Annotated in this window: 11 protein-coding genes; 5 read left to right on the forward strand and 6 right to left on the reverse strand. The window is 63.0% G+C overall.

Going from position 1 to position 15,797, the window contains the following annotated elements; all coding sequences use genetic code 11:
- Positions 1 to 311 precede the first annotated feature (311 nt).
- On the forward strand, positions 312 to 1,562 hold the full coding sequence (locus K8P63_RS03540) for a hypothetical protein (RefSeq protein WP_223798500.1): 1,251 nt from the start codon (positions 312 to 314) through the stop codon (positions 1,560 to 1,562).
- Here K8P63_RS03540 and K8P63_RS03545 read toward each other — a convergent pair.
- Both K8P63_RS03545 and K8P63_RS03550 read right to left on the reverse strand, forming a co-directional pair.
- Positions 1,556 to 2,530, reverse strand: coding sequence for a hypothetical protein (locus tag K8P63_RS03545; RefSeq protein WP_223798501.1), 975 nt, complete (start codon positions 2,528 to 2,530; stop codon positions 1,556 to 1,558). The two genes, K8P63_RS03540 and K8P63_RS03545, sit on opposite strands and share 7 nt — an antisense overlap.
- Entirely contained in the window at positions 2,520 to 3,173 is a 654-nt protein-coding gene (locus tag K8P63_RS03550) for a GTP cyclohydrolase II (RefSeq protein WP_317629344.1), read from the reverse strand. Before K8P63_RS03550 ends, K8P63_RS03545 begins: the two co-directional genes overlap by 11 nt.
- Here K8P63_RS03550 and K8P63_RS03555 point away from each other — a divergent pair.
- Positions 3,142 to 5,436 carry a tetratricopeptide repeat protein gene (locus K8P63_RS03555; protein ID WP_223798502.1) on the forward strand — a complete coding sequence of 765 codons (2,295 nt, stop codon included), beginning with the start codon at positions 3,142 to 3,144 and terminating at the stop codon, positions 5,434 to 5,436. The two genes, K8P63_RS03550 and K8P63_RS03555, sit on opposite strands and share 32 nt — an antisense overlap.
- Before the next feature lie 18 nt (positions 5,437 to 5,454).
- On the opposite strand, the gene K8P63_RS03560 is transcribed toward K8P63_RS03555, so the two are convergent.
- From K8P63_RS03560 to K8P63_RS03570, 3 genes are all read right to left on the reverse strand, one after another.
- Positions 5,455 to 6,114: a nucleoside/nucleotide kinase family protein gene (locus K8P63_RS03560; RefSeq protein WP_223798503.1), complete on the reverse strand. Its 660-nt coding sequence runs from the start codon at positions 6,112 to 6,114 to the stop codon at positions 5,455 to 5,457.
- A 208-nt stretch (positions 6,115 to 6,322) separates the two neighbouring features.
- On the reverse strand, positions 6,323 to 8,011 hold the full coding sequence (locus K8P63_RS03565; RefSeq protein ID WP_223798504.1) for a hypothetical protein: 1,689 nt from the start codon (positions 8,009 to 8,011) through the stop codon (positions 6,323 to 6,325).
- Positions 8,012 to 8,269: 258 nt separating this feature from the next.
- Positions 8,270 to 9,031 (reverse strand): EAL domain-containing protein, encoded by a 762-nt coding sequence (locus K8P63_RS03570; protein WP_449618974.1) that lies wholly within the window; start codon positions 9,029 to 9,031, stop codon positions 8,270 to 8,272.
- A gap of 249 nt (positions 9,032 to 9,280) precedes the next feature.
- On the opposite strand from K8P63_RS03570, the gene K8P63_RS03575 reads away from it, so the two are divergent.
- Entirely contained in the window at positions 9,281 to 9,631 is a 351-nt protein-coding gene (locus tag K8P63_RS03575) for a response regulator (protein ID WP_223798505.1), read from the forward strand.
- On the opposite strand, the gene K8P63_RS03580 is transcribed toward K8P63_RS03575, so the two are convergent.
- Positions 9,628 to 12,270: an ATP-binding protein gene (locus K8P63_RS03580; protein WP_223798506.1), complete on the reverse strand. Its 2,643-nt coding sequence runs from the start codon at positions 12,268 to 12,270 to the stop codon at positions 9,628 to 9,630. The two genes, K8P63_RS03575 and K8P63_RS03580, sit on opposite strands and share 4 nt — an antisense overlap.
- A 284-nt stretch (positions 12,271 to 12,554) precedes the next feature.
- On the opposite strand from K8P63_RS03580, the gene K8P63_RS20925 reads away from it, so the two are divergent.
- Both K8P63_RS20925 and K8P63_RS03590 read left to right on the forward strand, forming a co-directional pair.
- Positions 12,555 to 12,731 carry a type II toxin-antitoxin system ParD family antitoxin gene (locus tag K8P63_RS20925; protein ID WP_223798507.1) on the forward strand — a complete coding sequence of 59 codons (177 nt, stop codon included), beginning with the start codon at positions 12,555 to 12,557 and terminating at the stop codon, positions 12,729 to 12,731.
- Positions 12,732 to 12,744: 13 nt separating this feature from the next.
- Positions 12,745 to 15,603, forward strand: a complete 2,859-nt coding sequence (locus K8P63_RS03590; protein ID WP_223798508.1) for a PAS domain-containing sensor histidine kinase — start codon at positions 12,745 to 12,747, stop codon at positions 15,601 to 15,603.
- Positions 15,604 to 15,797 lie beyond the last annotated feature (194 nt).

Consider the following 15,797-nt stretch of genomic DNA (forward strand, 5'->3'; position numbering starts at 1 on the left):
GATTATGGGTGGTGAGCGGCCCGGCCGCTTTGGGGCGGTGACCTGAGATAGGCGGACGTTCGTTGGCCTGCCTCGTTCGGACAGCTATGCGCCCGATCCCGGTCGTTCGACAGTTGAAAAGCCGACCCAACCGCCACCGTTCCTCGCGAGCGAGCCGGTCGATGATATCAAAGTCAGTCTCGTGCCTCCCCTCATCACGAAAAAACGCGGCCGGACGCTCACGAGCGTCAGGCTCGCCGCTTCAGCTTGCAATCCTCACCTCTGCTGGCACGGTGGACGGGTCGCTCGGTCATCCATCAAAAGGAAAGCCATTGCAGCCGCTGCCGTTATACAATGACCGCGACGCAAACCCGCTGGCGGCCGCGCCGAACCCGAAGCCTTCCGCGGCGGACAAGCGGGGCTACGGCAGCCTCGCCAGCCTCTACACCGCCTTCTCAACTGACTTCGCCCGCTATGCACTCGAAGTCTGCTCAGCGAACGGCCATCGCACCATACTCGACCCGTTCGCTGGCATGGGAACGCTCGGAGAGGCCGGTCGCGCGATGCCCGTCAACCTTCTGCTGAACGACCTCAATCCTTTTGCAAGCACATCCTGCGCGTTCCGATCCGCGGCCAGGAGCGAAATCTCGGCCGCAATCGAGCGAGTTCGCGCATCCACGCTGTGCAAAGAGACGACAACCGAATTCGAGGCATTCGACTATGCGGTCCGAACCAGGGCTGGCGACGCGGGCACGCCGGCTGAGCTTCTCAACCTGATGGACGACGAGGAGTCGCGATCGGCGCTTCTCGACGTCCATTTGATATCACTGATCAGGATCGCGACCCACCGGCGCCTTCAGGGGTCGAATCCCACCTGGACAAAGCGGTCCACCAACCACGAGATCGATCCCGCCACGTTCGAGACTGCGCGAGACGCGGTTCTGACCGCCGCCGCGTCCTACGCGGCACGCCTTCAAGAACCGGACCACAAGTTTTCCGTCAAGGTCACCTGCAGCGACGTCGCAGGCCTTAAGCTGGAGGACTGCTCGATCGACGCGATCGTGACCTCGCCGCCCTATCCGAACAGGACCGACTACATTCGGCACTATCTTCCAGCCGCCGAATTGCTACTCGGCGCCGACCCGGAGGCGGAGAGATCGCTGCGTCAGGCGCAGATTGGCACTCCCCTAATCCGGGAGACCCTGCCGAACGCAAGGCTCCCCGACAGCGTCGAGGACCTCATTCGGCGGGTCAGGACACACGGCAGCTACGCTTCCGAGCGCTATTACGCGAAGGGGTTCCTGTACTACTTCGACGACATGAGCCTGACGCTCGCCCGGATGCGACGGTGGTTGAAGCCGGGTGGGCTCGCGATCATTGTCGTCCAGGACGCCTACTACAAGGAAATGCGGGTGCCCGTCGCGGACCTGCTGACCGACATCGCGGGGACGCACGGACTTGTTCCCGAATCGCGAAAGGACTTCCCGGTACGGCATACACTGTCGCGCCTGAGCGCTACGGCCAGAGCCTCCGCGCCGGCGCGCGCCGCGGTGGAATCGGTGATGATGCTGCGGCGTCAGTAGATGGACTTCTGGAACTGCGGCTCCCGGAACCAGGGGTAACCCGGCTCATTCAGCGAGCTGCAGAACCCGGCGAAGGGGCATCGGCACGGTGCCAGTGCACGCACCTCGTTCGGCATGTCGGGGGGCGCCGGCGCTTCGCAGTGAAGGGGGGCGAGTTCGGGGCCGAGCTCCTCAACGCAGATCGAGCGTCCGATCTGCCATTCCAGGTAGTTCAGGGTCGCGATGTCGATGCCGGAATACAGCGCGGTCTGGCGCATCGCTACGTCGACTGCTCCCCTCAGGAGCTTCACTAGCCTCGGGCGGGCCGGCCAATTATCGCCAAGAAGCTCATCACACACGGCGTCGCTTGCCGGGACGACGCGTCCCGACCGCAAGTAAAGCCGGATCAGGTGGTATTCGACCGCTGGCTTCAGGTTCTCGGGATCGCAGAACTTCACGATGCCTTCGCGGTACAGATCATGTGCGAGAACACGCGCCTTCTTGTCGAACGGGTCCCCAGTGAAGGCGGCGATCGTCGCGATCGTCTCGTAAAAGCCACACGGGCCTTCAAGCAGCGGGCTTTCCAGGAGCCTGCTCAACCGGCCGCCGGCCGCCAACATTTCCGTCAAGCTTCGAGCCGTCTCGCGCAGCATTCTGGAACGCTCAACCGCCCGCACCCGCTCCTGCTTCGGATAATCCTGCAGCAGGACCGCGATCTGCCTAGGGGTCGTGCCCGCCAGTGCCTCTAGCCGCGAACCCACGTCCGGCAGCAGCCATTCCGCCATCGCAGACTGCAGCACGTCCCAATTCATCTGATGGCAGACGGATATGAACAGCGTCTTGAAGACAAGCTGGTCGATCCCGGGGAGGTCAGTCCACGGCTGAACTGCATGTCTGTCCCGAAACGGCGCCAGAACTAGCGCCGCGTCCCGACACCGGAACAGGTCTACCCGGAACGGATCCCCGTCGAGGTCACGGTCAAGGCTCATCGATGTGCCCGAGGGCAGGAAGCTTGCTCGCCAGATACCCGACGCGCTCGTCAGTCATCTCCGTTTCCAGGGTTATGCGCTCAGAGACGCCGATTCCGGCGCGTCCTAGCGCCGCGATCTTGGCAGGATTGCGAGATGCGAAGCGGACCTCGAAGCCGTCGAAAACCTTTCGCAGCGCTATGACGTGGTTGTCGAAGTCCCTGGGCTCGATCGGCATCCCCAGCTCCTCGAACGCCTGGCCGGTGTTGACGCCTTTCTCCTGCTGCAGCGCGATTGCGTCGAGCTTGCGTGCGATCCCCGCTCCTCGTCCCTCCTCCCAAGCGTAGGTCATAACGCCGCCACTGTCGCAGATCGCCTTGACGGCGGCGTCGAGCTGGACGCCGCAATCGCAGTCCTTGGCCCTAAGCCCCTCACCGAAAACGCAGGCCGACTGGAACCGGACGACCGGAACGTCGCTGGGCTCTCCCGCCGTGTAGACCAACACGTTCCCGCTGGGCAGCTCTGCCAGCTGCGCGAAGACGTCACCGTGTGGGGTCGGTATCCGGACGGGTGCCCGTGTGCCGATCTTTGGCCATTGCCTGCCAGTCATATCCCGGGTCAAAACATCCTCAATGAACGATCGCGATCGCAAGTATGACCGCATGGACGGGGAGCAGCTCTACGGACGCGGGGAGTTGCTCGACGAGCTCATGCACCAACTGGCCGAGAGTTGCACCACCTTCGGTTTCGACGGCGTCAGCGGCATCGGGAAGTCTCAGGTCGCCGACCGCTTCGCCGACTTCGGCTCGAGAGACGACGCCCGCGTCTACATCCGGATCGATGTCGCGGTGCAGCCGTCGGAGGAGCTCCTGCTCGCGCGGCTGTACAACGACCTCCGCGAGGTGCCGAAATCGTTCTCTCAATCGAGCGACGGCCTTGCGAGCGAGATCCTCGCGAGGGCGCCGGGCATTGCCAAACGCGTCCTGGCAGGAGCGTTCCAGGATGTCATGAAGAAGATGAGCGAGCACCTCGAGCACACCATGGAAGCAGTCGCCAAGGAAATCTCGGGCGAGCATTCCGAAGGCAGCACGGCAGCACTTCTCGCCGACGCCAACAGCGGCAACGCGCGATGGTTCATCCGCGAGTTCATGACGTTCGTCGCCGACCTCGGTAATCCGGTCATCCTGCTCTTCGAGAATTACGAAACCGCAGAGGCCGGCGCTCAGGACTTCCTCAACTGGCTGCTCAGCGCAAGGCCCGACCATTGGGTGGTCGTACTGGTCGCGAACGTTGAGAAGCTAACCGAGACCGACTGGCAGAACCGCATGGTCCCGGCGATCGAGCTGAAGGGAGGCGTGGTCCGGCGGGTGGACGCGCCTGGCAGGCAGGCGATCGCCGAATGGTTCGAGGACATCGTGGGGCGGGCTCCCTCCGAAGCGGATGTCGATCAGGCGATCGCCAAGACAAACCACGGCAGACCCGTTTGGCTGCGGGAATACCTTCCAGCAGTTGCCGCGGGGCGCCCGTTGCCGATAGCTCCAGCACTCCCCACCCAGTTCACCGCGCGGCGAAACGCTGTCGGGATCCCGGCACGGCGCGTCGCAGAACTGATGGCCTTCGCCAGAGCGGAAGCGCACATTCCACGGGAATGGGTGGAATCCGCCGCCGCACACTACGGGGTCGATCATGTCGGAAGCGCAATCGACGAGCTTCTCGGTCGCTCCGAGATCGTCGCGAGCGACGACGGCCTGTCGTTCTACAACAGCAGCTATCGGGAGGGCTGGCGCGCCGGCTTCGCCCAGCCAGACCTCCTCAAAGCCGAGAACGCGTGGTATGAGGTCTACCGGGCCACGTCGGAAGCAATGCTGTCGATTCCAGGAGCGGGTATCCTGCCGGGGCTCGCGTTGCGTATCGCCGCGAACGACGATGGCTCGACCATCACGCGCGTGGCAACCAACCTGATCCGATCTGGGAGCTACAACACCGCGTTGGCAATCGTCGACGCCTCATGGCAAGCGGACACCAAGATGGCTTCAGCGGGCTTAGACGTGATCGACCACGCCATCATGGCGGCGCAAATCCGCCTGGACGTGGGCAAGTACCGCGACGCCAACGAATCCCTGCAGATGGTCGCGCGCTTCCCCGGGCGGAGCCAGCTGCAGGAGACCCAAGCCGACCTGGTCCGCCTGAAGCTCGCGCTTCGCCAGAACGCCTACCCGATGGTCTGGACGATATCGACCAAACTCGAGAACGAGGCGGGTCACGACGCTGCGGTCCAGCTGTCGAGAGAACTCGTCGTCAACACGGCCTACCGCGACCTCTACCGGCAATCGGAAATTTCGGAGTCCGTCGCGCGCATCGTTGACCTCGCCCAACAGGCGCCCGAGGGCGAACGCGCCAAGGCCGGAAGATCGGTAGCCCGTTCGCTGGCGAAACTCGGCCGGATCGACGAGGCGCTGTCCGCCGCCGAATCTTCGTTGGCCTTCGCAAAGCGGAGCGGAGACGTTCGCGAGATCGCAAACGCGGAACTCGCGATGGGCGAAAGCCTGCGCCATGGGGGCCGCCTGGAAGACGCCGTGGCATGCTACCGTGACGCGGAGGCACTCGCGCGGGGGTCGGGCAACCGAGACTGCGAGATCTGGTGCATTCTCGGCCGCGCCTGCGCGCATCTACAGGCCGGCGACTTGCCGGATGCTGAAGACGCCCTCAAAACCGCGACGAGTGTCATCCATGCCCCGGGGTTCGAGCATCCGCTCGAGAGTGCGCACCTCGACATGCTTGGCCTGATCCTGAGCTCGCTACGTGGCAATGCAATCGACCCTGCCGACGCGTTGCGGGCATATAAGAGCTTCGGTGTCGAATGGCCGGCTGCCTTCATCCGCGCAGTGGAGTCTTCGCGTCGTGTTGCGGATCCAATCCCGATCTAACCGATCGTCGAGCCGCCCTCAGCCGCCAGCCGCCGGAAGGTCGATGCCGCGCGTCGAAAGCTCGTCGGCTAGGGACCTCTCCAACGCCTCAGGCGTGGAGCCATTCACCAACTCGAAGTCAGCGGGCGCGTCGTGCCAATGGTATTCGGTCTCGTGCAGCGTGGAAACGCCAATCGCCGCCAGCGAGGGGCGTATCGCGGGAAAACGATGGACGACGTGGTCGGCAGCGGTTCGGGGTTCTCCAGCTCCGGGCCTCACGATGCGCACGAGGGTTCCGCCCAGCCGCTCGATCACCGACCAGTCGCTCGGAAACCGCAGGTCGTCGATCACGATCGGGGATGGACAGTCGCCCCACATGGCGCGGATCCTGACCTCGACTGCGTTCGCCCAGAGGCCCGCGGAGATCATGCGTCGCCCCCAGTCGGTTCCCAGCGTCTCCATCGCTTGGCGCGGCGACTTGCCGCCTAGGAGCGCCGAAGGCCGCCTGCGCAGCTCCGGGGGGCCGGTCAGCTGCTCGGATGTAAGTCCGAGAACGGCAAGCATGTCCTTGATCGGCTGGCCCATGTGCACGCGGGTAAACCTACGTCGTTCCACTAACCGGCTGGCGAGCGTCGTCTTTCCGCTACCGGTCGCTCCGACGAATCCTAGCAGCAGTGGCGCGGCGAGATCCTCGGCCACTCGACACCTTTGAATAATTGTCGGTGCTTGTGCTGACCAAATCGCCGTCCGCCGAGCGGCCCTCCGGCCATCCCACACAATTAGTCAAACAGCGCACAATTTCGGCGTAAGCTTCGCATTTATGGCGTGAACCGTAGGCCTGCAATAGTCGAAATCGGCCGACACCCTTAGCAAATCGCGTCCGTCCGTTGCTTTGCAAAGCGAAGCGCTATCCGGCCAGCCGGTCGAGATCGAAATGGGCGTACTCGGGAGCGCTTCGAAAGGCGTTGACCTCGTAAATCCTAAGGAGCCGGGCTCCTTCCTCGTCGTAGCTCATGTCCCCGGGTAGGCATTCCTCGAAGACCTGGGGTGCCCGTCGCTGCAGCGCGACAAAGTTCCGCTTCGTCCATGCGAGGACCGCTCGATGGAGGGCGCGGTATTCCCGCCCGAAGTTGCTGCCTTCGTGGACCTTAAGCCCCATCACATGAAGACAAAAGCCGAGCAGGCGGATGTTCTGATAATTCGGCCATTCCTCGGCGGTGACGATCTCGTCGTATATTTTCCGTCTGAGTTTGAACTGGACGATGCGCGTTGCGCGGCCATGTTCTCCCAATCCGCCTAGAAGGTGCGTCCAGACGGTATTGTGCCGGACCGACCAAGCCAGGTCCGAACTCTGCCGGACGGATTCGGCATGCTGGATCAGCTTGAGCATGAGAGACGCCAGATGATCGTAGATCGTCGTCTCGTAGGGCCGATGCTCCTTGCGGACGCGAAGCCTGAGGTGGTCTGGCGGCCCCTTGGCGTCGAGTATCTTCAGGGCCTCGGCGCAGAAGTCCACGGATACCCGGAGCCGCCGGATCGCATCCGATTCCCAGCTTGCCCCGTCGAGGCCGTCGAGCTTGTAGATGTCGTCGGCCGCACCCGCGATTTTGTCGAGGGCGCGGTAGAGCACGAAGGAATGGTTCCAAAAGTCCTGCTCGACGTAACTCTCGAGAACGATCAGAACGGCTCCCGCGTAGGCGTTCCATTCGGTCTCGGTCCACCGCCGCATTGATCTGAAGTCGAGGTCGAGCAGGCGACCAATCTCCTCGACCATGCTATAGTCGCCGAACACGGCCTGGCTGAGGGGCTTCATGTAGCCGAGTAGCCCAGAGGCGTAGCCGTCCTGCTCGTGGTAGAGGAACGAGTCCCGGTTCTCGATGGCCGCCGCCACGACGTTGCGGCCGAACTGTGCAATCGGGATCCGGTGCTTACGAGTCTTCGACATTTCGTAGAAGACGGCTTGGATGGTGCCGGGCGATGACGCGACGAGCGAGCGGCAGAAGCGCGGGTCGGCGATCAGCAGGAGGATGTCATGCGCGAGGCCCTGCCATTCCGGCAGGTCGGCGGGATCGTTCTCCTCGGTCCCGCGGCAATGCTTCGGGGTGTGAACCGCGGCGATAAGGGACGGGACGGAGCGGATTATCTCGCGCCCGATCGTCGCCATGTCTCCCGGAGACCCGTTGAGGATCATCGCGTAGAGGAAGTCGGCGCATCGCCTGGCATTGCGACGTCCGAAAACAGGGGGCCGCAGATGCGCGAACCATGCCCAGGTGAGGAAGGCCAGGAGGAACGCCGCGCCGAGGACGGCCTGCCAGGCCTCCGGGGTCAGCAACCGTCCGTGCGGTACGAGCCACCCGCCGGCGCGCCATAGATCCGTGAGAAGCGTCAGCGACCCGACGCTCGCGACGACCCAGTAGGTCATCTGGTAGAGAGGGAGGGGCGCGGTCGCGATGCGAAAGCGGTAGCGGATGTCGGTTGTAGTCCAGACAAGAACCATGAGGGCGAGGGCGGCGAGAAATTCGGAGAAGCCGAAAAACTTGGGCGCGGTAGGATCGAGCGCGACGAAGCAGATTCCGGCGAGGCATCGGGAAGTCATAGCCGGTTGCAGCGCGAAGCCTCCAAAGTGTCAACTGGTGCAGCTAGACGCCCGATCGTGGCCATAGGACTGCGGGTGGCCGCCTTGGGGCCAGCGCAAGCTCAACAAAGGGCAGCTCACAGCGGTCACCGCCCGGAAGTTGCTAGTTAGCTAGCGGCCAATCCACGTCAAAGGACTGAAGCTGAACAAGCGGCAGAAGTCGGGTAGCGCCGGGCGGCTTGTGAACGGCGAGTATTGGTCAAAGCGGATGTTCGCAAGTTATAGGAAGGCCTGAGGATGGATGCTGGGCAGTACGCCCAGCTGCGGTCGGGCATACCAGTAGCCTTGATGATACCTTACACCCAGCTCGCGTAATGCCGATGCTTCCTGAGCATTCTCGATGCCTTCGGCAATGACGAGAGTTTCCAGCTCTTTGCACATCCGAACGATCGCGCGGACTATCGCTTGGCGACGGTGATCTTGGTCGATCCCGCGGATCAGCTCCATGTCCAGCTTAATTTCGTCTGGGTGAAATCTTGCAAACATGTCGAGACCCGAATGTCCCGCACCGAAGTCATCGACGGCTACCGTGAAGCCAATCTGCTTGTAGGTGTCTATGATCGAGGAGACGTGCTCCGGCGAGCCCATCTGTTCGTTTTCCGTAAATTCAAAGATCAGCCTGTCGATGGGCAAGCTGGCTCTACGCGCTGTCGCCAGCGTCAGCTGGATGCACGCGAGCGGCGAGTAAACCGCGTTCGGCAGAAAATTGATTGACAGCTTGGCATCGCTTTGCATGAGGCCTGCTTTCATGGCTGTCTCAATCGCCTTGACCCGGCAAGCCTGATCGAACGCGTAGCGATTGGTCTCGTTCACGCTGGAAAGGATCTCATACGCGCTAGCGCCGTCCACCCCGCGAACTAGCGCCTCATAGGCAAACGCTCGTCCAGTTTGGACGTCGACGATCGGTTGGAAGGCCATGGCGAATGGAATTTCAAACTCCGCGCCATCGCGGCATTCACTACAAATACGTTCCATTTTCATGGCTTACCGATAAAGGGCCGCCCCTAAAAGATAATGAATGAAAGCAGCTAGGCCGAACGGCAGGCTGAGCCAGACTTTTAGGTGGCCCGCCCCGAGCGGTCGCTCTTTCAACCTGAACGAAGGGATGGAGCTGGGATCTCGGGAGCGCGGTCTGGACGTCCGATTTTGGGTCGAACTGCCAAGGCTGGCCGGGATGCCGTGGAGCCAAAGATATGAACCGATGGCCAGAGCGACACGTTACCTTCTCCGATGTGTCATGTGCTTGTCATCGAAGACGAATGGCTGCTCGCCGAATATGTCTCGGACATCGCCGAGCGTGCGGGCGCCACGTCAATCGTCACCGCCGACACGGAAGCGGGTGCCGTGGCGGCTGCCGCAGCTCGCAGGCCCGACATCATCCTTTCCGACGTGATCCTGCTGACCGGCACCGGTCCTCACGCCGTCCGGACCATCACCGAACGCGCCGGACCGATCCCGGTAATCTTCATCACCGGCACGCCCGACATCTGCGATCCGTGTGATCCGCCTGGCGTGGTGCTCGGAAAGCCAATCAACGAACGGGCGGTGATCGCCGCCTTTCGCAAGCTGATGCCCGCTTAGGCGGCGTCCAGTACCTCGCGTACCTTCGCCGCCAGGTCGTCGATGCCGTAAGGTTTGGCGAGGAAGTTGGTGCCGGCGTCGAGCGTGCCGTTGTGGACGATCGCGTTGCGAGTATAGCCGGTGGTGTAGAGAACCTTCAGCCCGGCGATCCGTTCTATCGCAATGTCCGCGAGTTGGCGCCCGGTCATCCCTGGCATGACGATGTCTGTGAACAGCAGCGTCGCCCCCTGACCCGCGCCGATCATCCTCAGCGCCTCGTCGCCGTCCGCGGCATGGACGACGGTGTAGCCCAGCTCGCGCAGTGCCTCGACGGTGAAGTTTCGCAGCCGATCCTCGTCCTCGACCACCATGATGACCTCGGTCGGCGAGCCGCCTTTCGGCTGCGCGACCCGCCGGCGCGCTTGACCAAGAGCCGGCGCCTCGCCGTAGAGACGAGGAAGGTAGATCTTCACGGTCGTGCCGTGTCCCTCCTCGGAATAGATCTTCACATGGCCACCCGACTGGCGGACGAAGCCAAACACTTGGCTAAGGCCAAGGCCGGTGCCCTTGCCGACGCCCTTGGTTGTGAAGAACGGGTCGAACGCCTTTGCCATCACCTCGGCCGGCATCCCCGACCCGGTATCGGAAACAGCGATCAGCACGAACTGGCCGGGCTTCAACCCCTCCTCCAGCGCGTAATCGTCATCGATATGCGCGTTGCTAGTATCGATCGTCAGCTCGCCGCCTTCCGGCATGGCGTCGCGCGCGTTGACCGCGAGATTGACGATGACGTTCTCAAGCTCACTGGGGTCAGCTTTGACTCTCCAGACGCCGGCCCCCAAAACGGTTTCCAAGCGGACGCGTTCGCCCAGCGTGCGGTCGAGCAGGTCGGTCAATCCGCCCACCATGCGGTTTACGTCCAAAGGTTCGGGCGCGAGCGGCTGCTGGCGCGAGAAGGCGAGCAGGCGCTGGGTCAGTGCCGCGGCGCGCGTCGCACCGTCCATCGCCGCATCGACATATCTGGCGACGTCGGTCTCGCCGCGGGCGATCCGGCGCTGCATGAGATTGAGGCCGCCGATGATGATAGCGAGCATATTGTTGAAGTCGTGCGCAATGCCGCCGGTGAGCTGACCGACGGCCTCCATCTTCTGGAGCTGGCGGACCTGGTTCTCGGCCGCGTTACGGCTGGCGGTTTCGTCGCGCAGTTCCCCCGCCTGCGTCACCAGCGCGTCCTCCTGCTGACCGACGCGGGTCTGGAGCCGGATCGTCGCCTCCGCCCGTTCGACGGCCTGCATGGTCAGCTCGGCCACTTCCTTGAACAGCGTCACGTCGGCTTGCGTCCAGTGACGGACTTCGGCTCCGTGAAGGAAGAAGCCTGCGCTGTAGCGACCTCCAGCCTTCACAGGCAGGCAGATGCCGGAACGCGTGCCGACCTCCGCCAACAGCTCCAGCCCGCCCCAGAGATCGCCTTCGCTGTCAGCGAAGGTGAGTATCTCGCCGGTGTCGCGGGAGCGACGAATGCGCTCGCCGAACCGCAGGGCATCATGCTCGCCGGTGATCGGATCGAGCATACCGTTGGTCCAGCACGGACCGTAGCGCACCCGGTCGTTGCTCAGCAGACGATAGAAGCCGCAGCGATCCGCGCCGAGCCGCTGGCCGAGTGACTGCACGGACAAGCGCAGGATGGTGTCGGGCGTCTCCAGCTCGCGCTGGCGCGCGGTGAGCGCGACGATGAAGTCGCGCTCGTCGCGGCCTGCCTCGGCCGCGTGAACTGCTTCGACGCGCTCCGTGACATCGTAGCTGACGCCGGGGAAGCGGACGCAGCGGCCGTCCTTGTCATTGATGCACTGCCCCTGCGACGCGACCCAGCGCACCGAGCCGCTGCGCTCCAGGATGCGGTACTCCTCGCGGAACACCTCGCCCGTGCGCCGAGCATGGGTCAGCGCCGTCGCGACGCGCTCGCGGTCGCTCGGATGGACGTTCGCGAAGAAGTCCTTGAACGCGGCGCCCGCGGCCGTCGTCGCCGTGCTGATTCCGTAGAGCTGGGCGAACCGCTCGTCAGCCGTCACGCGATCTGTAATCGGGTCCCATTCCCACGAGCCGATGGTGGTGCCAGCGGAAAGCGCGACCTGAAGCCCTTCATCGGCTGAGATCCGCTCGCGTTCGGCGACGAAGGTGCCGGTGGTCTCGCGGGTAACGCAGATCATGCCGACAATGCGGTTCTCATCGTCGGTGACGGGCGAGTAGGTGAAGGTCCACCAGCTCTCCTCGCTCACGCCTTCGCGCTGCATGTCGAGCTTCATGTTCGTCATGGTGATGGACTCACCCGCAAGTGCGGCATCGACCAGTGGGCCGATATCGTCCCAGATATGCCCCCACACATCGCGAAAGCGTGCGCCGGTCAGGCCTTCGCGAAGCAGGCTGCCCCAGATCGGGCGATAGGCGTCGTTGAAGAATACCGACAGATCGTCGCCCCAGGCGAGGAACATTGGCGTCGGACAAGCCGCCATCATCGTCAGGATAGTCTTGAGGGAGATCGGCCAAGTCGCGGGACTGCCCAGCGGATGAACGGCCCAATCGGTCGCCCGTATCGCCTGTCCCATCTGCGTCTTCGCGATCAGCGGCCCGATGCCGCCCATGTTCGTCTCGCCGTCTGCCACTTGTCCCCCGCCCGGTGCGGATATGCTGGTTATGTCGGAAGGTCCGCGACGCACCGGCAGGGGTCATGGCCTAAGCAACGTGTTGCCTGACTCTTAGCCGATCACACCGCGGGGGTGTAGGGGATTAAGTTAGCGTCACGACTGCAAGCTTCGACATCGCCCGACCGACGAACTTGCCGGATTACAACGCGCTACCCATTTGCGGAACTGTGGTGGCGCGTTGTGGCATTTGATGCTGAGTTGCCAATCATTGACAGCTTCACACGGAACGCGGACAGAAAGGCATGTCCGCCACACCCACCCGAAACGTCGCGCTCACCAGGGAGCTGGATGCCTATATTCAGGCTCAGGTGTCGTCAGGCAGATACAGCAGCTCAAGCGAAGTCGTCCGCTCGGGATTGCGGCTGTTGATGGAGCGTGACGAAGTCCGTGCGAAGGGCGGCGCCCGTCATGCACGCTGAAGGACGTGCCCGAGTGCCGCCAATCATCGGGGGCGGGAAAACAGGCCAACTCGTCCGCGAGACCGACTGGTCGGCTACCAAGTTGGGCGACTATCAGAACTGGCCGCAATCGCTGCGGTCGGCGCTGTCGCTCGTGCTCAACACCAAAGGCATCGCAGCGCTGTACTGGGGGCCGGAGCAATGGTTACTCTACAACGACGCGTACAGCGCTGCGCTCGGCGATCGTCATCCCTGGGCATTCGGCCGCCCGATGCCGGAAGCTTTGCCGGACATCGCCCCAGTGCTCGCGCCGCAGGTCGCGGAAGTGCTTCGGACGGGCACGGGCTTCGCGATCGAGAACCTGCCCATGATGATGCATCGCTACGGGCAGGATGAGGAAACCTACTGGACCTACGGTTATTCGCCTATCCAAGGCGAAGCCGAGGGGTTCGCGGGTGTTCTCCTCCTCGCGACGGAGATGACCCAGCAGCGCAAGGTCGAGGCTGCCTTGCGTGATAGCGAAGAGGTCGCGCGCGCAGACGCGCAACGGGTGCAGCTCGCGCTGGCTGCCGGTGCCATCATCGGAACATGGAACTGGGACCTCCCAAGCGACCAGTTCATTATCGATGAGGCTTTTGCCCAGGCGTTCGGGCTGGACCCGGCGCTTGGCCGTGAGGGCATTTCGCTCGCCCAGATCACGGCAACCGTCCACCCCGACGATCAGGCCGGGCTATCGGACGCCATCAATACCGCGATCGAACGCGGCGGCTCTTACGCACATCAATATCGGGTCCGTCGTGCCGACGGCCATTATCACTGGATCGAGGCGAACGGTCGGGTCGAACATGGACCTGATGGAACGCCGTTGCGCTTCCCAGGCGTCCTGATGGACGTGGAGGAACGGCGCGAGGCGGCGGAAAGGCTGGCGGAGAGCCAAGAGCTGCTTCGGCTCGCTGCGGACATCGGCGAGATCGGCGAGTGGCATGTCGATCAGGCGACGGGCGCCATGTTCTGGCCGCCTCGGGTCAAGGCCATGTTCGGCATCTCGGCGGACGTGCCGGTCACGTTGGAAGACTATTACAACGGTGTCCATCCCGACGATCGGCAGGCGACGCTGGCCGCCTATGCCGCGGCGAGTGATCCGGATCGCCGCGCGCTCTATGAAATGGACTATCGCACGATCGGCAGGGAGGACGGCCTAATCCGCTGGGTTGCGGCGAGAGGCCGCGGCTTGTTCGACGCGGAGGGCAATTGTTACCGGGTGCTTGGAACCGCTATCGATATCACCGCGCGCAAGGCCAACGAAATACGCCTTCGCGAACTCAACGAGCGCCTGGAGCAGGAAGTCGCGGAGCAGGTCGCCGAGCGCAACCTGTTCGCCACGCTGGTCGAGACGACCGACATCATCATTCTGGCCGCAGATTTCGATTTTAATATATTATCCATAAACGAAGCAGCCGCTAACGAGCTCGCGCGCATCTACGGCATACGTCCAAAAGTGGGCGATAATCTACTCAGCCTTCTTGCCGATCAGCCGGAACATCAGGAACAAGTCCGTGCGGCCTGGAGCCGTGGGCTGTCCGGTGAAGAAACCGTCATCGTCGAGGATTTCGGCGACCCCGATCATGATCGGCCACATTACGAGATCAGGTTCCGCACCCTTAGAGACACTGCAGGCAAGCCGATCGGCGCCTATCAGTTCGTCACCGACGTGACGGAGCGGCTCCGCGAGCAGGCGCAGCTTGCGGAAGCACAGGAAGCGTTACGCCAGAGCCAGAAGGTCGAGGCGGTCGGTCAGCTTACCGGTGGCGTCGCGCACGACTTCAACAATTTGCTGACGGTGATCCGCGGCTCGCTCGACCTGCTGCGGCGCCCGTCGCTTTCCGACGACAAGCGCGCCCGCTACCTCGATGCCATTTCCGACACCACGGATCGGGCGACCCGGCTGACCAGCCAGTTGCTGTCTTTTGCGCGCCGGCAGGCACTCAAGGCCGAGACGTTCGATGCCTGCGACAGCATCAGCAAACTACGCGATATGATCGGTACGCTGAGCGGTTCACGCGTGGCGATCAACCTGGAGATAGGAAGCTTGCCCCTGCTCGTCCGGGCAGATCGGAGCCAGTTCGACACCGCCATCGTCAACATGGCGGTCAACGCGCGCGATGCCATGGACGGTGAGGGCACGTTGACGATCGCTGTGCAGGAAACGAATGGCATACCGGCGATCCGCTCGCATGCCGCCATCCCAGGAAAGTTCATCGCCGTGTCGATCACCGATACGGGATCGGGTATCGCGCCCGATTTTGCCGATCGCATCTTCGAGCCGTTCTACACGACGAAGGGCGTAGGGCATGGCACTGGCTTGGGGCTTAGTCAGGTCCACGGTTTCGCCAAGCAGTCGAGCGGTGAGGTGGTTGTCCGAAGCGAGCTGGGGGTCGGATCGACCTTCACTCTTTACGTCCCGAAGGCAGCCGACGAAGCGCCGTCGCCGGTGCAGAGCGATGAGGCCATCAAACCGCTTCCCAAAGGCGCATGCATTCTGATCGTCGAGGACAACGTCGATGTCGGGACTTTTGCTACTCAGGCGCTGCACGAGCTGGGATACAAAACGAAGCTGGCCGGCGATGCCACGGCCGCGCTCGCCGAGTTGGGACATGACGGCAACGGCTTCGATCTGGTTTTCTCGGATGTCGTAATGCCCGGCATGTCGGGGATCGATCTCGGCCGGGAAATTCAGCGCCGTCTACCTGGTCTCCCAGTCGTTCTGGCCAGCGGATACAGTGATGTGCTGGCGGAGCAGGACACCCACGAATTCGAACTTCTGCACAAGCCGTACTCGCTCGATGAGCTGGCAAAGGTGCTCGCGTGCGTGTCCGATAGAGAACGGGCGTAACACCGGGTGCTGCGATTTTTTAACATTACTTTTCGCGAAGCCGGCTGGATGATTGAACACACTTGCCGGACCATAATGGCGTACCCGCCAAGATGAACAAGCGGCCAATGTTAGGAGGCTTGGGTCAGGCCAAAAACGACCACAAGTGGGTCAAAATGGACGAGACACGGTTTAAAGGCGGTCGATAAGCCGCT

It is taken from the genome of Sphingomonas nostoxanthinifaciens (assembly GCF_019930585.1).
GTDB classification, from domain to species: domain Bacteria; phylum Pseudomonadota; class Alphaproteobacteria; order Sphingomonadales; family Sphingomonadaceae; genus Sphingomonas_I; species Sphingomonas_I nostoxanthinifaciens.